The sequence below is a fragment of the Paracoccus sp. SM22M-07 genome, from assembly GCF_001887735.1.
In the GTDB taxonomy this organism is placed as follows: domain Bacteria; phylum Pseudomonadota; class Alphaproteobacteria; order Rhodobacterales; family Rhodobacteraceae; genus Paracoccus.
Genome location: NZ_JPKW01000002.1, coordinates 1 through 18,873, shown reverse-complemented (window position 1 = coordinate 18,873; position 18,873 = coordinate 1). Strand labels below are relative to the sequence as shown.

Genomic DNA, 18,873 nt, shown 5'->3' with positions numbered 1-18,873 from the left:
GCATCCCTCAGCGCAGGATCGGGATGGCGGGGTCGCGCGAGGCCGCGGCCTCGGCGGCAGGTTCGGGCAGGTGTTCATGGGCGCGCATCGGCTCAAGGCCCAGCTTGGCGAACAGCACCATGTCGGTCTCTTCCTCGGGGTTGTCCTTGGTCAGCAGCGTATCGCCCACGAAGATCGAGTTCGCCCCCGCAAAGAAGCACATCGCCTGCATCTCATCGGACATCGCGGTACGCCCGGCCGACAGGCGGACATGGCTGGTCGGCATCATGATACGGGCCGTGGCGATGGTGCGCACGAAGTCGATCGGATCGACGGGGGCGGCGTTTTCCATCGGCGTGCCTTCGACGGGGATCAGCATATTGATCGGCACGCTGTCGGGCGCCTCGGCCAGGTTGGCCAGCGTCACCAGCATGTCGACGCGGTCCTGCTGCCCCTCGCCCAGGCCCAGGATGCCGCCCGAACAGACCTTCATGCCGCTGGCGCGGACATTGGCCAAGGTCTCCATCCGGTCGGCGAAGGTCCGCGTCGTGATGACGTTGCCGTAATGCGCTTCCGAGGTGTCGATGTTGTGGTTGTAGTAATCCAGCCCCGCTTCGGCCAGCTGCCTGGACTGGTCGCCGTCCAGCATGCCAAGCGTCATGCAGGTTTCCATGCCCAGCGCCTTGACGCCCTCGATCATGGCCACGATCTGCGGCATGTCGCGCTGCTTGGGGCTGCGCCAGGCGGCACCCATGCAATAACGGGTCGCGCCGGCATCGCGGGCGCGGCGCGCTTCGGCCAGCACGCGCTCGACCTCCAGCAGCTTGGAGGCCGACAATCCCGATGCATGGCGGGCCGACTGGCTGCAATAGGAACAATCCTCGGGGCAACCGCCGGTCTTGATCGACAGAAGGCGGCTCATCTGGATGCGGTTCGGATCGAAATGCTTGCGGTGAACGGTCTGGGCCTCGAACAGCAGATCCATCAGCGGCTGGTCAAAGACACGGCGGGCCTCTTCGGCGGTCCAGATCTTGCGGCGGTTTTCGGTATTCGGATCGCTGTGCAGCATGGCAGTCCCCTTGGCGTGCATGCCGTTCCCTAGCATTCCGCATCCCGCCTGTCCAATGGCAGGCTCAGTACCGCTCGCGGTCGCGCCACTGCCTTTCCTTGTGCCCCAGGCCCAGCAGGGCCTCGGCGCGGCCGAACTCGGTCGCGGCGACCTTGCGGGCGGCCTCGAACCGGGGCTGCAGCTGCTGCATCTCGCGGTCGGCATGACGCAATTCGCGCGCGGCGCGACCGGCCTGGGCATTCGCGGCGCGGGCCTCGGGAATGGTCAGGGGGGCGACGCTGGCATAGCTTTGCGCCAGAGAATTGCGCAGGGCCTCGGCATGCTGATGCGCCGCCGTCATATGCGCCGCGAAGGCCGCAAAGGATTTCAGCTGGCGTTCGGCGCGGATGCGCGCCAGGGCTTCCAGCTGGGCCAGTTGCTTGATCCTGTCTACCACCCTGCCCTCGCTTTCTGACGCATCTTTTCGGCAAACCTGATGGCCGCGGCAACGGCGGCGAAATGATCGTGGCCGATCTCGTGGCCGATCTTGACTTGGGCGTGGATCGCGCGGGCGCAGGGCGGGTCCGACCAGATCGGCACCGCATGTTCGCGCGCCTTGGCGCGGATCCGGGCCGCGACCTCGTCGGTGCCCTTGGCCACGCAGACCGGGGCGCGGCCCGATCCGCGTTTCCATTGCAGCGCCACGGCGTAATGGGTCGGGTTCACGATCACCACGTCGGCCTTGCCCACGTCGGTCAGCATCTGCTGCATCGCGATATCGACGGCGCGTTGGCGGCGGGCCGCCTTCAGATGCGGGTCGCCCTCGGATTCCTTGTATTCATCCTGCATTTCCTTGCGGCTCATGCGGTTCTTGCGGCGATGGTCGAACCATTTCCACAAGATGTCGGGCACCGTGAACAGGATCGACACGATCAGCGCCAGGATCAGAACCTGTCCCATGATCGCGCCGAGGGCGGTGGTCCATTGCGCGCCCGACATGGCACTGCCGGCGATCCGGTCCAGCAGGCTGGCGAACAGGAACCATCCCCCTGCACAGACCAGCCCCGCCTTGCCCAGAGAGATGCCGAAGGTCACCATGCCGTTCGCCCCGAATTTCTGGCCCGCATTCGTCATCGGATTGATGCGCTTGAAGTCGGGGGCCAGTTTCTCCGGCGAAAAGATCAGCCCCCGCGTGGCGATCAGCCCCAGCAGGATCGCCGCCACCAGCAACGCCGCCAGCCCCACCGCGGCCACCGCCGCATAGGCCGACATGTCGCGCGCCGTTGCCGCGACATCATCGGGCCAATCCTCGGACCCCAAGGCGCGGCTGGCCATGGCCAGCCATTGCCGGACCGCCAGCCCCGCGGCCATCGAAAAGGCCAGAAAGGCACCCAGATACATCGTCGCGGCATTCAGCTCGGTCGATCGGGGGATGTCGCCTTTTTCGCGGGCCTGGGTCAGCTTCTGTTCGCTGGCCTCGAACTGCTTGTCATCGCTGTCCTCGCTCATGGTGCCACCGGCAGCATGAAGGACAGGACCGCATCGGCCCACAGCCCGATCAGCATCGGGGACAGGATGGCCAGCCCCATCAGCGCCAGAAAGATCGCGGCAGGGGCGCCGATGAAGACCACGGGCAGCGCCGGCATGACCCGGTTGATGACGCCGGTCAGCGCCTGGAACAGGAAGCCGCCCAGCGTGAAAGGCGCCGCCAGCATCATCGCCAGCAGAAAGCTGTCGGCCACCACGCCGACGATCCCCGTGGCAAGCATTTCGGGGTCAGGCCATTGCGCGGGCGGCCAGACCCGCAGGCTGTCGGCGATCAGATCGATCAGCATGGCCGGCAACCCCAGCGCCATCAGGATCGCGATGCCCGCCAAATGCAGCATGTTGCCGATCGGATGGGGGGCGGCCTCGTTCTGGATGCCCATGATCTGGGACAGCGACGCCGTCGCGGCGATGGCCGTGGTGGCGATGTCGATGGCCAGCGCCATCAGCCGCAGCATCGTCCCGGTGGCAAAGCCCAGCAGGATCTCGGGGGTGATCTGGGCGACCAGGCCCATGGGTTCGTCGGGGATGGTCGCCAAGGGAACCAGACCGCCCAGCAGGGGCGTGATGGCCAGCGCGATGGCGACCTTGACGCGGGCCTGGATGACCCGTTCGCCCAGGCCCGGCAGGATCAGCACGCAGGCCTGGACACGGGCATAGACCAGCACCAGCGACCAATCCAGACCCGGAAAGATCGCCTGCAGCTGCTGCCACATCACGCGGCCTCGATCGTGCCAAGCAGCCGCAGCTCGGCGGCGGGATCGACCTCTTCCAGGCCCAGCACCGGAACGGACATGCCGTTCGCGCCCAGAACCGCGCGGATCATCCGGCGCCGGTGGTCGGGGGCCACGATGACGGTCCGCGCCACGGGTTCCGCCAGCGACACCGCCTTGCGCGCGGCTTCCAGCAGGCGCTTGGACAGGTCTGGCGTCATTGCGCCTCCGTCGGCACGCCCGGTTTCGGCATCGGCACGGACGAACTCGGCCTCCCATGCGGGGTGCAGTTGCAGGGCGGCGATGCGGCCGGCGTCGTCGGAATATTGCTGGGTGATCTGGCCGCGCAGGCGCTTGCGGACCAATTCATAGATCATCTCGGGGGATTCGACGTTGCGGAATTCGCAGATGGCATCGACGATCAGCGGCAGGTTGCGGATCGAGATGCGCTCCTCCAGCAGCGCCCGCAGGATCGCCAGCAGGGTTTCGGGCGTGACCTTTTCAGGGATCATGCTGTCGAAATACTTGCGGTTGCGTTCGGCGCGGCTGGTGTCGGACAGCGTCTTCAGTTCCTCGATCTGGCGCTGCATGGCGCCCAGGGTCAGAAGCGCCGGAAGGTTCGATTTCACGACCTCCATCAGATGGGTCGAGAGAACCTCCATCGGGGTGACGACGGTGGCGCCCATGACCGAGGCCTCGTCCTGATCGGCCGGCGCGATCCATCGGGCGGGGCTGGAATAAACCGGTTCGCGCACGCTGGTGCCGCGCAGTTCGGACAGAACGGCATCGGGACCCAGCGCCAGAACCTGGGACGGGTGCAGCGTGCCGCGCCCCCGCACGACGCCCTGGATGCGGATCTGGTAATCGCCGGGCGGCAGGTCGTCGGTGTCGGTGATGCGCACATCAGGCAGCACCATGCCGAAGCTGCGCGCGATATGGATACGCAGGTTGCCGATCCGGCTGCCCAGACCGCGCGCCTGATCCAGCGCGACCAGGATCAGGTCGGACCCGATCTCGACGCTGACATCGTCGGTGTCCAGCACGTCGCCGATGCGGGCGGCGGGGGCGGGATCGGCGGCCGGTGCATCCGCCATGTCGGCGGGCTTCTCAGCCCTGTTCGCGATGCGCCACGCCATGAAGGCCAACGCCAGCGCGATGCCCATGAACAGCATCTGCGGCATGCCCGGCACGAAGGAGATCACCACCATCGCGGCGGCGACCATGGCGGCGGGCTGCCAGCTGCGGGTGAATTCGGCCGACAGCAGGTCGGCGGTTGTGTCCGTCGCCCCGCCGCGCGACAGCAGCAGCGCCGCCGCCATCGAGGTGATCAGCGCCGGAATCTGGCTGACCAGCCCGTCGCCGATCGTCAGGTGGGAATAGGTCGATGCGGCCTCGGCCAGGGGCATGCCGTGGACAACGATGCCGACCGTCAGGCCGATCATCAGGTTGATCAGCGTGATGACGATGCCCGCGACCGCGTCGCCCTTGACGAATTTCGAGGCCCCGTCCAGCGAACCGAAAAAGCTGATCTCGGTCTGTTCGCGGATGCGGCGGCGCTTGGCTTCGTGGTGGTCGATGGCGCCCGCGTTCAGGTCGCCGTCGATGGCCAGCTGCTTGCCCGGCAGCGAATCCAGCGCGAAACGGGCGGCGACCTCGGCCATGCGCCCCGAACCCTTGGTGATGACCATGAAGTTCACGACCGAGATCACCGCAAAGACCGTGATCCCCACCAGGATCGAACCGCCCGCCACGAAATCGGCAAAGCCGTTGATGACATGGCCCGCGGCCTCCTTGCCGTTCTGTCCCTCGGTCAGGATCAGGCGGGTGGAGGACACGTTCAACGACAGCCGAATGACCAGGCTGACCAGCAGCAGCACCGGGAAAGCCTGGAAATCCGTGGGCTTGTCGACCAGCGACGCCATGACCAGCACCAGCGTGGCCATGGCGATCGACACCGCGATGCCGAAATCCAGCACCCCCGCAGGCAGGGGGATCACCAGAGAGATCACCACCAGCACCAGCCCCCCGGTGATCAGCAGCGGCGCATCGACGATCTTGCGGGATTTTGCGAGGGTCATCGGGCGGGCTCCTTGGCGGGTCGCAGAAGATCGTCAAGCGTCCAGGGGGTGTCGTTCAGCAGGCCGATGCGGCGCAGATAGGCGATGGCGCTGATCCGGTCGGCGCTGTCCATCTGCATCAGGGTGACGCGGTAATCGCGCGGCAGGCCCTGCCCCGACAGCAGCCAGCCATTCGCATCGGCGGCGAATTCCTCGAAACCCGCAGGGGCGGCTGCAAGTGATGCCGCCAGCATGATCGCGCCGATGCCCATCACGCGGCCTTCTTCAGATCGCGCAGCGCGCCTTCCAGCGTGTCAAAGCTGGGGCGGACATGTTCGGGGACCGACTGGCGGCCCACCTCGACGCAAAGGGGCGTGGCGTGCTGGTGCAGACCGGCGACCAGCACCGATTTGATCACGTCGTAAAAGCCCATGTCCTGCTTGACGACACCGCCAAGCCGATTGGCCAGCGGGGCCACGAAACCATAGGACAGGAACACCCCCAGGAAGGTCCCCACCAGCGCGCCGCCGATCATCTTGCCCAGCACGGCGGGCGGCTGGTCGATCGAGCTCATGGTCTTGATCACGCCCAGAACGGCGGCGACGATGCCCAGGGCGGGCAGCGCGTCGGCCATGTTCTGCAAGGCGTGGGGGACGTGCATCTCCTCCTCCTTCATGGTGGCGATGCGGCGGGTCAGCATGTCCTCGACCTGATAGGGATCGTCATAGTTCAGGCTGGCCGAGCGCAGCGTGTCCGCGATCAGCGAGACGACGTTGTGATCCGCCAAAAGCCGCGGATAGGCCGAGAATATCGGCGATTCGGCGGGCGTCTCGATATGCTGTTCCAGCGCCACGGGGTTTTCGCGCGCGATCTTCAGCAGCTGGAACATCAGGCACAGCACGTCCTGATGATCCTGTGCGGTCCATTTCGGACCCTTGAAGGCCCGTACCAGCCCGCCAAGCGTCGCTTTCAGCGTGTGGCTGTCATTGGACAGCAGATAGGCCCCGACGGCGGCGCCCATGATCATCATCATCTCGAACGGCAGGGCGTGGGTGATGACGCCCATCTTGCCCCCCGCCAGCAGATAGCCGCCAAAGACCATTACCATGGTGAGGATGATTCCGACAAAACCGAACATCTGTGTTTCCTTATGGTTTGCGGACGCTGCGCGCGCCCATCTGGGCGGTCAGCAGGGCAGCCTGGCGCGGCTCGACGGCGGCGATGATGCGGGCGCCGGCCTCGGGCTGGACGCGCATCAGGATCTCGGCGGCGAAATCGGCGGGAAGATTGGTCAGAATGGCGGCCGCCTCGGCGGGTTTCATCTGGTCGTAGAGGGCGATCAGGCGGTCGATATCGGTGCGCACGGCCTGGGTCGTCCCATCGCGGGTGGCCTTGATGGCGCCCTTGCTGGCCTGCAGCTGTCCCAGCCGGGTGCGCAGCGTCGCCTCGGCGGCGTCCAGATCGGCCTTCCGCTGATCCAGCGCCTGCATATAGCGTTCGATGCGCAGCGCCCGGTCGCGCAATTCCTCGGCCAAGGCGACGGCTTCGGGGACGTCCGTGCACCCTTCCAACAGGTCGGAGGGGCCTGCGACGGCCTGGAAGACCTGGGCGAAATCCTGGCCCTTCCAGATCATCGCGCCTGCAGGCAGGGCAAACAGGGCGGCCAGAACCGGCAGGATTTTCCTAGACATCGGCCACCTCGGCGCGCTTGCGCAGGCGGCGCGCGGCTTGCGGCCGGGGCGCGGCATCGGCGGCCAGGCCGATCCGCTGGCGCAGGTCCCAGATGGCGCGTTCACGGCGCGCCGTCTCGATCTCGTCCGCCAGCAGTTCGCTGGCGGCGGTCGCCTCGTCGCGGGCCGAGCGGATGGCCCGTTCCAGCCGGTCCACCTCGGCGGCCATGACGGCGATCGCGCCGCCCAGACCGCTTTCCAGATCGTTCAGCCGGCGCAGGCGGCGGGTCAGCGTGATGCAGAAGAAGGCAAGGCCCACGCAGGCGATCAGCAGCAGGGCCTGCAGCACATGGTCGGTGGTCATTTGAATCTGAACTCCGTGATCAGCAGGTCTTTGACGGCCTCGTCGCCCAGCACCAGGCGGGTGCGGCCGACCAGTTCGGTGCGGATGATTTCCAGCACGCCGCGCTTGTCATAGGCGGACGGGTCCACGTCCGAGAGGAAGGTCGTGAAGGCATCCGACACGCGCGGCATCAGGTGCTGGACCTGGCCCTTGTGCGCGGCGTCGCTTTCGATGGTGGCCGACAGGATCAGGCTGCGGGCGCGACCGCCGGGGATGATGATCTCGATCGTCGGAATGTCGACGAATTCCGGCTGGTCCCCGACGGGGGCCGCCTCGGCTTCGGCGGGGGCCGACAGCATGGCGGCGGGCGACCACAGCCCCAGATAGGTCGATGCGAACCCCGCCCCTCCAAGGATCAGCGTCGCGGCGATCGGGAGCAGCATCCCTTTCTTGCGGGGCTTGGTTTCGGCGGTTTCGGTCATCGTGATTCTCCGTCCTGACAAGACCGAAATATCAGAACGCGACTAACCGAATCTTAACGTGGGCCATGTCAATCAGGGTCACGACGACAATGAAGCGATGATTCGAAAGGAACGGTTTTGCAAAAACTGCAGGATTACTGGAACGAGCGAACGTCCGCCCAACGGATGATCCTTGGTGGTGCTTTCCTGGCCGCCTTCCTGGTCATCGCGGGCTTTGGCTGGTTCGCCAGCCGGACCAACATGGCGCTGATTTATGGCGGGCTCGACCCCGCCCAGGCCGGAGAGGTCGTCGCGGGCATCGAACGCGCCGGCGTCCCCTACGAGGTGCGCGGCGATGCTATCTGGGTCGATGCCGACCAGCGCGACCGCCTGCGCATGGACCTGGCCGCGCAGGGTCTGCCGGCGGCCGGCAGCACCGGTTACGAATTGCTGGACGGCATGTCGGGCTTTGGCACCACATCGCAGATGTTCGACGCCGCCTATTGGCGCGCCAAGGAGGGCGAGCTGGCCCGCACCATCCTGGCCCTGCCCAATGTCCGCACGGCCCGGGTGCATCTGGCCATCGAAACCGGGCGCGGCTATCGGCGTGATCAGAACGGCAGCGCCTCGGTCACGCTGACGACGGCAGGCGGGGCCATCACCCGCGAACAGGCGGCGGCGCTGAAATACCTGGTGTCGTCGGGTGTGCCGGGCATGTCGCCCGATCGCGTGACGGTCATCGACAGCAAGAACGGCATCGTGGCCAGCGATGACGACCGGACCGGCGCCGACCGCGCCGCCGAGATGAAGCGCAATGTCGAACGCATCCTGGAACCCCATGTCGGCATCGGCAATGCCATCGTCGAACTGAACCTGGATCTGGTCACCGATACCGAACTGCTGACCGAACAGCGTTTCGATCCCGAACAGCGGGCGATGATTTCGACCGTGACCGAGGAGACGTCGGATACCAGCAACTCGACCGGGGCTGGGCCGGTGACCGCCGCATCGAACCTGCCCGACGCCGAGGAGCAGGAGGGCGACAAGTCCCAGAGCGCGCGGTCCGAAAACCGCCAGCAAACGAATTACGAGGTCAGCCGCACCACCCGCGAAGTGTCGCGCCAGCCCGGATCGACCCGCCGCATGACCGTCGCCGTCCTGGTCAACGGCATCCCCCAGACCGATGCCGAGGGCCAGACGACGCTGGTGCCCCGGTCGGACGCCGAACTTCAGACGCTGCGCGAACTGGTGGCATCGGCCACCGGCTTCGACGAGGCGCGGGGCGACCAGCTGACGGTCAAGTCGCTGGCCTTCGCCGACCTGACCCAGGACGGCAGCCTGGCCGCGCCGGGCCTGCTGGACCGGCTGGCGCTGAACGACCTGGCCCGGATCGCGCTGATCGGCATCTTTGCTTTGGCGGTGATCCTGCTGCTGCTGCGCCCCATCATGCGCAACCGGGCGGCCCCGGTGCCGATGCTGGATGACAGCCTGCCGCCGCCCGTCCCGGCCCCTGCCCTGACCGGCACCATCGACGACGAACCGGTCGTCACGCAGACCGCGCCGCCGGCCCTGACGGATGAACGCCCCGAGCCCGCCGCCGCGCCGCTGTCCCTGCCGCCGGCCGATCCCGTCGCGCGTCTGAAATCCATGATGAAGGAACGCCACGACGAAAGCGCCAAGATCCTGTCGGGCTGGATCGACAACAAGGAGACCGCGAATTGACCCTTGCCATGTTCAAACTGGAATCCTTTTCCAACGCTGCCGTCGAACAGGCTCCGCCGATGATCTTCACCCAGGCCGACCTGGACCGCGCCTTCGCCGAAGGCGCCGAAGAGGCGACGCTGAAGGCCCAGGACGATCAGCTGCGGGCGCTGGATGCCGCCTTGGTGCAGCTGGCCCGGACAATGGCCGATGACGAAACACGCCGCGCGCAGATCCGGTCCGAGGCCGTGCAGGCGCTGGCCCCGATCCTGACGCAGGTTCTGGACCTTGTCGCGCCATCGGCCAGCGCGGGCCGGATGGAACAGGCGTTGACGCGCGAACTGGCGCGCCTGGCGCAAGAGGCCACGCCGCTGGTCGCCCAGATCGCCTGCAGCGACCGGATGCGGGCCATGGTCGACCGCTGCCTGCATCAGACCGGCCTGCAATCCATCGCCATCGGCCCCGCCGCGACCGACACCATCACCGTCACCCTGCAGGGGGGCCGGATCACCTTGGACCCCGACACCATCACCCGCGATATCCGCGCCCTGATTTCCGAGATCACAGAGGACGACACGACATGGACGCATTGATGCATCTGATCGACACCGACAACATCCAGGTCGAGGTGACCATCCGCCTTGGCCGCACCCGCCAGACCGTCGCGCAACTCTCGGCGCTGCGCACCGACGACGTCCTGGTCCTGGATCAGGCCATCGAGGACGGGGTCGAGATCTGCGTCGGCGACAAGGTCATCGCCCGCGGCGAACTGACCAGCGACGGCAGCGCCGAGGACCGGCTTTGCGTGCGGGTTCTGGGCGCGACGGGGGCGGCGTGATCCGGCTGGCGATTCTACTGGCGCTGTTGCCCCACGCGGCATTGGCGCAAGATCTGGGCGACGCGCTTGGCGCGGGTCTGGGCGACAATGCCGTGCTGCTGGTGCTGGCCCTGACGGGCCTGTCGCTGGCGCCTGGCATCGCCATCATGGTGACGGCGTTTCCGTTCATCGTGACGGTGTTGTCGATCCTGCGTCAGGCCATCGGCCTGCAGCAATCGCCGCCGAACATGCTGATCGTCAGCCTGTCGATCTTTCTGACCTGGTTCATCATGGACCCCGTCCTGCGCGAGGCCTGGCAGACCGCCGGACTGCCCCTGCAGCAGGGCCGGATCGACATCGCCGAGGCTTTCCAGCGCGGCATCATTCCCTTTCAGGGCTTCATGTCCGCCCGCACCGACCCCGACACCTTGGCGGCCATGGCCGAGATCGCCCCCGGCGCGGGCGGTGCCGCCGACCGCCTGTCGGTGCTGATCCCGTCCTTCATGCTGTCCGAGATCCAGCGCGCCTTCGAGATCGGCTTCCTGATCGCCCTGCCCTTCCTGATCATCGATCTGGTCGTGTCGGCCGTCTTGATGTCGATGGGCATGATGATGGTGCCACCGGTGGTGGTGTCGCTGCCCTTCAAGCTGGCCTTCTTTGTTGTCGTCGACGGCTGGACGATGATCGCGGGGGCGCTGGTGCGCAGCTACAGCTGATCCCCGCGCCTAATCTCCTCGGGCGCGGCGCGCGTCCAGATCGCCGATGCCCAGGACCGACAGGACCTTGGCCTCGATATGTTCGGCGTTCAGCGCGCTGGTGTCGTACATCGCGCGCGGCGCATCGTGATCGACGAATTCGTCCGGCAGTACCATGGACCGGAACTTCAGGCCGGTGTCGAAGACGCCTTCCTCGGCCAGAAGCTGCGCGACATGGCTGCCGAAACCGCCGACGGCGCCTTCCTCGATGGTGATCAGCGCATCATGATCGCGGGCCAGTTGCAGGATCAGGTCGCGGTCCAGCGGCTTGGCGAAACGCGCATCCGCCACGGTCGGCGTGATGCCGCGTGCCGACAACGCCTCGCAGGCGGTCATCACTTCGGACAGGCGGGTGCCGAAGGACAGGAGGGCCACGGTCTTGCCTTCGGTGATCATGCGGCCCCTGCCGATGGGCAGGACCTGGCCGCGCTCGGGCATTTCCACGCCTGTTCCCTCGCCGCGCGGAAAGCGGAAGGCGATGGGGCCGCTGTCATGGGCGGCGGCGGTGGCGACCATGTGGACCAGCTCGGCCTCGTCGGCGGCGGCCATGACGGTGAAACCCGGCAGGTTGGCCAGGAACGCGATGTCATAGGCGCCCGCATGGGTCGGGCCGTCCTGACCGACCAGCCCGGCCCGGTCGATGGCAAAGCGCACGGGCAGGTTCTGGACCGCGACGTCATGCACGATCTGGTCGTAACCGCGCTGCAGGAAGGTCGAATAGATCGCGCAGAAGGGCTTCATGCCGCCCGCCGCCAGACCCGCACAGAAGGTCACGGCATGCTGTTCGGCGATGCCCACGTCGAAACAACGGCGCGGGAAACGTTCTGCGAACTGCTTCAACCCGGTGCCGTCGGGCATGGCGGCGGTGACGCCCAGGATGCGGTCGTCGCGGCCGGCCTCGTCGATCAGCGCCTTGGCGAAGACGGCGGTATAGCTGGGGGCGTTCGATTTCGCCTTGGCCTGTTCGCCCGTCACGACATCGAAGCGGCCGCGGGCGTGACCGCGGTCGGCCGCATCCTCGGCGGGGGCATAGCCCTTGCCCTTCTTGGTCACGACGTGGATCAGGACCGGACCGGTCGCACGTGCCTTCAGCGTCCGCATCAGGGGCAGAAGCTGTTCCATGTCATGCCCGTCGACGGGGCCGATATAGGAAAAGCCCAGCTCCTCGAACAGGGTGCCGCCGACGGTCATGCCCTTCAACATTTCCTTGGCGCGGCGGGCGCCTTCCTGGAAGGCGTCGGGCAGGAAACCGACCGCGCCCTTGGCGGCGGCCTTCAGCTCCTGGAAGGGACCGCCCGCGTAAAGCCGCGTCAGATAGGACGACATCGCCCCTACCGGCGGGGCGATCGACATTTCGTTGTCGTTCAGGATGACGAACAGGCGGCGGCCTTCGTGGCCGGCATTGTTCAGCGCCTCATAGGCCATGCCCGCGCTCATGGCGCCGTCGCCGATGACGGCGATGGCATCACCCGGATCGCCGCCCAGGTCCCGCGCCGTGGCAAAGCCCAGGGCCGCCGAGATCGAGGTCGAGGAATGCCCCGCCCCGAAGGGATCGTATTCGCTCTCGGCGCGCTTGGTGAAACCGGCCAGACCGCCGCCCGTGCGCAGGGTGCGGATGCGGTCGCGGCGTCCGGTCAGGATCTTGTGCGGATAGCACTGATGCCCCACGTCCCAGATGATCTTGTCGCGCGGCGTGTCAAAGACCGCGTGCAGCGCCACGGTCAGTTCCACGACGCCCAGTCCGGCGCCCAGATGGCCGCCCGTCACGCTGACCGCGCTGATCGTTTCCGACCGCAGCTCGTCGGCGACCTGCCGCAAGTCGTGATCGTCGAATGATTTCAGGTCGGACGGAAGCGTGATCCGGTCCAGCAGCGGCGTCTTGGGGTGGTCTGTCATGGCTGGCCCTCCTCCGGGGCGGGCGGCGTTCAGGTGTCGCGCTCGATAACGAAACGCGCCAGCAGGCGCAAGTTTCCCGCAGCATCACCATATCCGGTCAGCGCATCGGCGCCTGCGGCGACAAGACGTCGCGCCTCGGCCTCGGCGCCGTCCAGCCCCAGAAGCGACACGAAGGTGGCCTTGCCGGCATCGGCATCCTTGCCGACGCGCTTGCCCGTCACGGCTTCGGAGCCGGTCACGTCCAGGATGTCGTCGGCGATCTGGAAGGCCAGGCCCAGTGCATCGGCGTAACGGTCCAGCGCGGTCGGGTCATCGCCCGCGATCAGGGGACCGGCGGTGGCGGCAAAGCGGATCAGCGCACCGGTCTTGCCGCCCTGCAGACGGGTGATGGCCGCCAGGTCCAGAGGCGTTCCGGCGGTTTCGGCGGCGATATCCAGCGCCTGCCCCCAGACCATGCCCTGCGCGCCCGCCGCATGGGCCAGCGCCGCGACCAGCCGCATCCGCGACGGCGCGGCCCCGATCCGGTCATCGGTCAGCAATTGGAAGGCCAGTGTCTGCAGCGCATCGCCCGCCAGAATCGCGGTGGCCTCGGACCATTTCACATGCACGGTCGGCTGGCCGCGACGCAGGTCGTCGTCATCCATCGCGGGCAGGTCGTCATGGACCAGGCTATAGGCGTGCAGGGCTTCGACCGCCGCCGCGGCAGGCAGGGCGGCATCGTCGGAAACGCCATGCAGGCGCGCCGATTCCATCACCAGAAACCCGCGCAGCCCCTTGCCGCCCCGCACCGCATAGGCCATCGCATCGCGCAGATCGCCCTCCGGCAGCGCCGCGATGGCACTGGCCAGTTCGGCCTGGACCATGTCCTGAACCTGCGCCAGCCGCGCCTGCATGGGGTCGGCCAACATCACAACCCCTCGGCAGGCGTGGTCCCCGTCGGCTGGCCATTGGCGGCCAGGGTGATCTTTTCGACCCGCTCCTCGGCCTCGCGCAGGTGGGTTTCGCAATGCGCGCGCAGGGCGGCGCCCCGTTCGTAAAGCGCGATCGATTCCTCCAGCGTGGCCTCGCCGGTTTCCAGCTTGCCGACGGTCGCTTCCAGTTCCCGCATCGCCTCCTCGAAGGACAGGGTCTTGATATCGCTCATTCTGCGGTCTCCATCAGCACTTGCACATGGGCACGCGCCGCGCGCCCCAGAGCGTCCAGATCATAGCCACCTTCCAGGCAGGATACCACCGGGGCCCCGCAGGCCGCCGCCATATCGCAGATGGCGCGGGTGATGGCGGTGAAATCATCCTCGTCCCAGTTCAGCTGCGCCAAGGGATCGGCGGCATGGGCATCGAACCCCGCCGAGATGATCACCAGCTGGGGATCATGGGCGCGCGCCTGCGCCAGGATGTCGTCCCAGACCGCGCGGGCCAGCGCCCCGTCCGATTCGGGCGGCAGGGGCGCGTTCACCATCTGCCCATGCGCGCCCGTTTCCGACTCGGCCCCCGTTCCCGGATAAAGCGGCATCTGGTGGCTGGACGCGAAGAAGGCGCGTGCCTCGCTCCACAGCAGGTCCTGCGTGCCGTTGCCGTGATGGACGTCGAAATCCAGCACCGCCACGCGGTCCAGCCCGTGATGGTCCAGCGCGCGCCGCGCCGCGATGGCCGCCGTTCCCAGCAGGCAGAAGCCCATCGCGGTTTCGGTTTCGGCGTGATGACCGGGCGGGCGCATGGCGACGAAGGCATTCCCGCCATCCTGCAGCACCGCATCGACCGCCGCGCAGGCCCCGCCGACCGCATGCAGCGCCGCCGTCAGGCCGCCCGGCGACAGAAAGGTATCGGCGTCCAGCATGACCGTGCCGTGACGGGGCGTGCGTTCCCGCAGTTCCTGAAGGTAGGCGGCCGGATGACAGCGCAGGACGTCGGCATCCGCACCCAACGGCGCCTGCCTGCGGTCCAGGTCCAGATCCGCCAGCGCGTCCAGCACCGCCTGATGGCGGGCCACCTGTTCGGCATGCCCGTCAGGTGTCTGGTGCCCCGCCCCCGATGCGTGCGTGTAAAGAATGGTCCGAGCCATGCTGTTCCCCCTGCGCCCTTTGCCCGAAGGCTAGGGGCAGCGCGGGCGCATCGCAAGCAGGCTTCAGACGGTCAGGCGCTGACCGTCATGACCCTTGATGGTCAGATCCATCAACGTGCCTTCGGGCTGGTCGGTGTCGAAGGTCACTTCGGTGAACTGTTCGGTCCGGCCAAGACGGGGGCCTTCGGTCAGCACGCGATGGGTCTTGCCGATCTGGGCGTCCAGGTGGCGGCGCAGGGCCGCGTCCCCCGCCGCGCGCAGCTGCGCGGCACGGTCGCGGATCACCGGTCCCTTGACGGCGGGCATCCGCGCCGCGGGCGTGCCCTGACGCGCGGAATAGGGGAAGACATGCAGGAAGGTCAGGTCGCAATCGGTGACCAGCTTAATGGAATTGGCAAACATCGCATCGGTTTCCGTGGGGAAACCGGCGATGATATCGGCGCCAAAGACCATGTCCGGGCGCAGGCGGCGGGCCTCTTCGCAAAAGGCGATGGCGTCGTCGCGCAGGTGGCGGCGCTTCATGCGCTTCAGCACCATGTCGTCACCCGCCTGCAGCGACAGGTGCAGATGCGGCATCAGCCGCGGTTCCGTCGCGATGGCCAGCATCAGATTGTCGTCGGCTTCGATCGAATCGATGCTGCTGATGCGCAGGCGCGGCAGGTCCGGCACCAGGCGCAGGATGCGCATCACCAGATCGCCCAGACGCGGCGTGCCCGGCAGATCACCGCCCCAACTGGTCAGGTCCACCCCGGTCAGCACGACCTCGTTGAAGCCGCGGCCCACAAGGCGCTTGATCTGTTCGACCACGACGCCTGCCGGGACGGACCGCGAATTGCCGCGCCCGAAGGGGATGATGCAGAAGGTGCAGCGGTGGTCGCAGCCGTTCTGGACCTGGACATAGGCCCGGTGGCGACCGAACCCGTCGATCAGGTGACCGGCGGTTTCCTGCACCGACATGATGTCGTCGACCAGCACCTTTTCGGTCTCGCCGATCAGGTCGGGGGCGCGCAGATCGGCCCAGGTCTGGGGCTGCATCTTTTCGTGATTGCCGATGACGCGGGTCACCTCGGGCATGGCGGCAAAGGTCTCGGGTTCGGTCTGAGCCGCGCAGCCGGTGACGATGACCGGCACGCCGGGGTTTTCGCGCGACAGGCGGCGGATCTCCTGGCGGGCCTTGCGCACGGCCTCGGCGGTGACGGCGCAGGTGTTGACGACGACGGCGCCCGACAGCCCGGCGGCATCGGCCATCTCACGCATCGCCTCGGTCTCATAGGCGTTCAGGCGGCAGCCCAGGGTGGAAAAGACGGGCGCGCTCATGACAGCCACTCGGGCGTCAGGGTGCCGCGAAAGACCAGGGCGGTCGGTCCCTCCATCCAGACGCCGTCCGCGCGCCAGTCGATCAGCAGCTGCCCGCCCGGCACATTGACGGTGACGCGCCGCCCCGTCAGCCCGCGCCGCGCCGCCGCCACCACCGCCGCACAGGAGCAGGAGCCGGATGCCAGCGTCGGCCCTGTCCCGCGTTCCCAGATGCGCAGCAGGATCTCACTGTCGGACAGGATCTGCACGATTTCGACATTGGTGCGCTGCGGGTAAAGCGGGTGATGTTCATGGTCGGGGCCGAACCGGTCCAGATCGACGGCGGCGGCGTCATCCACGAAGAAGGTGATGTGCGGATTGCCCATGCCGGTCGCGACAGGATCGCCGTCGATCGGCAGATGGTCGATATCGACATCACTCGCCAAGGGGATCGCCTGCCAGTCCAGCACCGGCTGACCCATGTTCACCCGCGTCATGCCGTGGCCCGCATCTTCGGCCAGCAGGATGCCATGATCGGTGCGCAGGGTCAGCGCGGCCTTGCCCGTTTCATCCATCAGCAATCGCGCGATGCAGCGCGTCGCGTTGCCGCAAGCCGCGCTGAGCGAGCCGTCGGCATTCCAGAACACCAGGCGCGCATCGGCATCCTCGCAGTCCTCGATGGCCGCCAGCTGGTCGAAGCCGACGCCGCGATGGCGGTCGGCGATGCGCGCGACCAGACCCGCGTCGGGACGTGCCATCCCGCCGCGCAAGTCGATCACTGTGAAATCATTGCCCAGCCCGTGCATTTTCAGGAAGGGCATTCCGGTCGGGGATGCATGCGTCATGCCGCGCGATATAGTCCCGGTGAAATGAATTTGCCAGCATCCAGTTTTTTCCGCTTGACGCCACCAGCCACCCCTCCTAGTAACCGCCTCGTGTTGGGCCCATAGCTCAGTTGGTAGAGCAACTGACTTTTAATCAGTGGGTCACAGGTTCGAATCCTGTTGGGCTCACCACTGAAATTCCTATAGTTTCAAAGAGATGCCTTGACCCCTTGGGCCAGCGTCTCTATGAGACTTTTTGTGTGGGCCCATAGCTCAGTTGGTAGAGCAACTGACTTTTAATCAGTGGGTCACAGGTTCGAATCCTGTTGGGCTCACCACTGAACTCCTCGAATGGTCGATCGTCTGGCTGCAGACAGTGCATGGTTCGCGACCTGTTCCGCCGCGGAATCGCCATCGGCGCCCCGGCGCCCTTCTGCAATGCAGAAAGAACTATCCCAAAAGCCATGATGCCCCCGACCAGCGCCTGGCCTATGGTGGCGGTGTTGGGCACCTGATCAGGGTGTGAGGGCCTTGATCTTGTCGCTCATCGCAGTCGCGGCGCAATCTGTCTTTCGGCTTGATATATCCGTAAGGTCATATGTAAAGCGTCCGAAATTGTAAGTGGTGATCAGGTTATGCAGGATAGGAAGCAAGTCAGCTTCAATACCCGTTCGTTGAATGTCCTTCCGTCGGGGGGGATCGAATATAACGAAAGGGTCTGGCGAAAATGGGCGGTCCAGCTGAGGTCGGACGGGCTGCTCAGCGTAACCATCTCCGATGCGCTGCATCTCGAGGCCGCCGAGTAGGTCCCGATCATGTCGGCATCCCGGTCGCGGGGCGCGTGTCATCCTGAACGGCACGCGCCCCGCGCAGTCGATCAACCAGGCGACCATTCCCGACAGCATGCCTTGGCCACCGCTTGCGTGATGCGCAGGGCGCGGCCCGCCAGAAGGGGCGTCGATCCGCGGATCTCGACCTGCCCGACAGTCCGCGCGGCCAGCATCCCGCGCGATACCGACAGATGACCTTCTCAAAGGGGCCTCCGCATGGAAAGCCCTGTCAGGAGACAGCAGATGGACGGATACGACCAGCTTTACCAAACCCAGTCACACGCGCTGGAGGAAGCCTCGCTCGTCAGCAGCAAGACGAAGGCCGCCGTCTACTGGCAGGCGGTGCAGATGGCAGGCTGCGTGATCGTGCCCGCATCGCAGGTCTGCGCAGGCCGGCCCACCCTTCCCGCCGCCCATTCCGCACCCGGCGAGGTGATGGCGCGTCGTTGCGATCTTGTCGCCATGCGCGGCCAAGCCAAAGACCAACCAGCGCGGCTGCAGGTCCTGCCCTTTTCTGCATGGTGACGCGACGGGCGGTCATCGGTCCGTTCCCCGCACCATGCGGGCATGCCCTGTGCCATCTGATGATACCTGACGCGACGGATGATATCCGGGCCGCAAGCCAGACAGACGCCAAGACCCGCAGATTGCGGCGGCAGTGGTAGGCCCGGAGGGCTTACCACTGCCCGAAATTATGCTGTGATTTCAATGCCTGTGGTGCCCCACGCGCCAAAATTTGGCCCTATATGAATAGGAATGCCCCAGAAAAAGCACAAGCCGGAGGAGATCGTCGCCAAGCTCCGGCAGGTTGACGTGTTGGTGTCGCAAGGCCAGTCGGTGGCCGAAGCCGTGCGGTCGATCAGCGTGACGCAGTTCA

At 66.6% G+C, this 18,873-nt stretch carries 21 protein-coding genes, 2 tRNA genes and 1 pseudogene; 8 read left to right on the top strand and 16 right to left on the bottom strand.

What is annotated here, in order from left to right; genetic code table 11:
* Positions 1-7 precede the first annotated feature (7 nt).
* From bioB to fliL, 10 genes are all read right to left on the bottom strand, one after another.
* Positions 8-1,048: a biotin synthase BioB gene (bioB, locus tag IE00_RS03345; protein WP_083554023.1), complete on the bottom strand. Its 1,041-nt coding sequence runs from the start codon at positions 1,046-1,048 to the stop codon at positions 8-10.
* Between the two features lie 64 nt (positions 1,049-1,112).
* Positions 1,113-1,484 carry a hypothetical protein gene (locus IE00_RS03340; protein WP_072295681.1) on the bottom strand — a complete coding sequence of 124 codons (372 nt, stop codon included), beginning with the start codon at positions 1,482-1,484 and terminating at the stop codon, positions 1,113-1,115.
* The gene (gene flhB / locus IE00_RS03335; protein WP_072295680.1) at positions 1,478-2,536 is read right to left on the bottom strand and encodes a flagellar type III secretion system protein FlhB; all 1,059 of its coding nucleotides are present in this window, start codon (positions 2,534-2,536) and stop codon (positions 1,478-1,480) included. The genes IE00_RS03340 and flhB overlap by 7 nt, the downstream gene beginning before the upstream one ends.
* A complete protein-coding gene (locus IE00_RS03330) occupies positions 2,533-3,288 on the bottom strand; it encodes a flagellar biosynthetic protein FliR (protein ID WP_072295679.1) in 756 nt (251 codons plus the stop codon). The genes flhB and IE00_RS03330 overlap by 4 nt, the downstream gene beginning before the upstream one ends.
* Positions 3,288-5,363, bottom strand: coding sequence for a flagellar biosynthesis protein FlhA (locus IE00_RS03325; RefSeq protein WP_072295678.1), 2,076 nt, complete (start codon positions 5,361-5,363; stop codon positions 3,288-3,290). Before IE00_RS03325 ends, IE00_RS03330 begins: the two co-directional genes overlap by 1 nt.
* Positions 5,360-5,614 carry a hypothetical protein gene (locus IE00_RS03320; protein WP_072295677.1) on the bottom strand — a complete coding sequence of 85 codons (255 nt, stop codon included), beginning with the start codon at positions 5,612-5,614 and terminating at the stop codon, positions 5,360-5,362. Before IE00_RS03320 ends, IE00_RS03325 begins: the two co-directional genes overlap by 4 nt.
* Positions 5,614-6,480: a flagellar motor stator protein MotA gene (gene motA / locus IE00_RS03315; protein WP_072295676.1), complete on the bottom strand. Its 867-nt coding sequence runs from the start codon at positions 6,478-6,480 to the stop codon at positions 5,614-5,616. The genes IE00_RS03320 and motA overlap by 1 nt, the downstream gene beginning before the upstream one ends.
* A 10-nt stretch (positions 6,481-6,490) precedes the next feature.
* Positions 6,491-7,033 (bottom strand): MotE family protein, encoded by a 543-nt coding sequence (locus tag IE00_RS03310; protein WP_139291304.1) that lies wholly within the window; start codon positions 7,031-7,033, stop codon positions 6,491-6,493.
* The gene (locus IE00_RS03305; RefSeq protein WP_072295674.1) at positions 7,026-7,376 is read right to left on the bottom strand and encodes a hypothetical protein; all 351 of its coding nucleotides are present in this window, start codon (positions 7,374-7,376) and stop codon (positions 7,026-7,028) included. Before IE00_RS03305 ends, IE00_RS03310 begins: the two co-directional genes overlap by 8 nt.
* On the bottom strand, positions 7,373-7,837 hold the full coding sequence (gene fliL / locus IE00_RS03300; protein WP_072295673.1) for a flagellar basal body-associated protein FliL: 465 nt from the start codon (positions 7,835-7,837) through the stop codon (positions 7,373-7,375). Before fliL ends, IE00_RS03305 begins: the two co-directional genes overlap by 4 nt.
* A 117-nt stretch (positions 7,838-7,954) precedes the next feature.
* On the opposite strand from fliL, the gene fliF reads away from it, so the two are divergent.
* From fliF to fliP, 4 genes are read left to right on the top strand one after another with little or no spacing between them, the layout of a single operon-like run.
* Entirely contained in the window at positions 7,955-9,538 is a 1,584-nt protein-coding gene (gene fliF / locus IE00_RS03295; protein ID WP_072295672.1) for a flagellar basal-body MS-ring/collar protein FliF, read from the top strand.
* Between the two features lie 8 nt (positions 9,539-9,546).
* Positions 9,547-10,110 (top strand): hypothetical protein, encoded by a 564-nt coding sequence (locus tag IE00_RS03290; RefSeq protein ID WP_170864074.1) that lies wholly within the window; start codon positions 9,547-9,549, stop codon positions 10,108-10,110.
* On the top strand, positions 10,098-10,355 hold the full coding sequence (locus IE00_RS03285; protein ID WP_083554021.1) for a FliM/FliN family flagellar motor C-terminal domain-containing protein: 258 nt from the start codon (positions 10,098-10,100) through the stop codon (positions 10,353-10,355). The genes IE00_RS03290 and IE00_RS03285 overlap by 13 nt, the downstream gene beginning before the upstream one ends.
* Positions 10,355-11,050, top strand: coding sequence for a flagellar type III secretion system pore protein FliP (fliP, locus tag IE00_RS03280; protein WP_072295956.1), 696 nt, complete (start codon positions 10,355-10,357; stop codon positions 11,048-11,050). Before IE00_RS03285 ends, fliP begins: the two co-directional genes overlap by 1 nt.
* A 9-nt stretch (positions 11,051-11,059) precedes the next feature.
* Here fliP and dxs read toward each other — a convergent pair whose 3' ends face one another.
* The 6 genes from dxs to dapF form a co-directional block, all read right to left on the bottom strand.
* Positions 11,060-12,985 carry a 1-deoxy-D-xylulose-5-phosphate synthase gene (dxs, locus tag IE00_RS03275; RefSeq protein WP_072295670.1) on the bottom strand — a complete coding sequence of 642 codons (1,926 nt, stop codon included), beginning with the start codon at positions 12,983-12,985 and terminating at the stop codon, positions 11,060-11,062.
* 29 nt (positions 12,986-13,014) lie between these two features.
* Complete coding sequence (locus IE00_RS03270; RefSeq protein ID WP_072295955.1) at positions 13,015-13,878, bottom strand: polyprenyl synthetase family protein; 864 nt, start codon at positions 13,876-13,878, stop codon at positions 13,015-13,017.
* A gap of 14 nt (positions 13,879-13,892) precedes the next feature.
* Positions 13,893-14,129, bottom strand: a complete 237-nt coding sequence (locus IE00_RS03265) for an exodeoxyribonuclease VII small subunit (protein WP_072295669.1) — start codon at positions 14,127-14,129, stop codon at positions 13,893-13,895.
* Positions 14,126-15,046, bottom strand: a complete 921-nt coding sequence (locus IE00_RS03260; RefSeq protein WP_072295668.1) for a histone deacetylase family protein — start codon at positions 15,044-15,046, stop codon at positions 14,126-14,128. The genes IE00_RS03265 and IE00_RS03260 overlap by 4 nt, the downstream gene beginning before the upstream one ends.
* A 63-nt stretch (positions 15,047-15,109) precedes the next feature.
* Positions 15,110-16,363, bottom strand: coding sequence for a tRNA (N(6)-L-threonylcarbamoyladenosine(37)-C(2))-methylthiotransferase MtaB (mtaB, locus tag IE00_RS03255; protein ID WP_072295667.1), 1,254 nt, complete (start codon positions 16,361-16,363; stop codon positions 15,110-15,112).
* Positions 16,360-17,187, bottom strand: coding sequence for a diaminopimelate epimerase (dapF, locus tag IE00_RS03250; RefSeq protein WP_072295666.1), 828 nt, complete (start codon positions 17,185-17,187; stop codon positions 16,360-16,362). The genes mtaB and dapF overlap by 4 nt, the downstream gene beginning before the upstream one ends.
* Positions 17,188-17,282: 95 nt before the next feature.
* On the opposite strand from dapF, the gene IE00_RS03245 reads away from it, so the two are divergent.
* From IE00_RS03245 to IE00_RS03230, 4 genes and pseudogenes are all read left to right on the top strand, one after another.
* Positions 17,283-17,358, top strand: a tRNA-Lys gene (locus tag IE00_RS03245).
* 70 nt (positions 17,359-17,428) lie between these two features.
* Positions 17,429-17,504, top strand: a tRNA-Lys gene (locus IE00_RS03240).
* A 708-nt stretch (positions 17,505-18,212) separates the two neighbouring features.
* The gene (locus tag IE00_RS03235) at positions 18,213-18,521 is read left to right on the top strand and encodes a hypothetical protein (protein WP_205949646.1); all 309 of its coding nucleotides are present in this window, start codon (positions 18,213-18,215) and stop codon (positions 18,519-18,521) included.
* Positions 18,522-18,752: 231 nt separating this feature from the next.
* Positions 18,753-18,873: pseudogene (locus IE00_RS03230) on the top strand (IS3 family transposase); the annotation flags it as partial.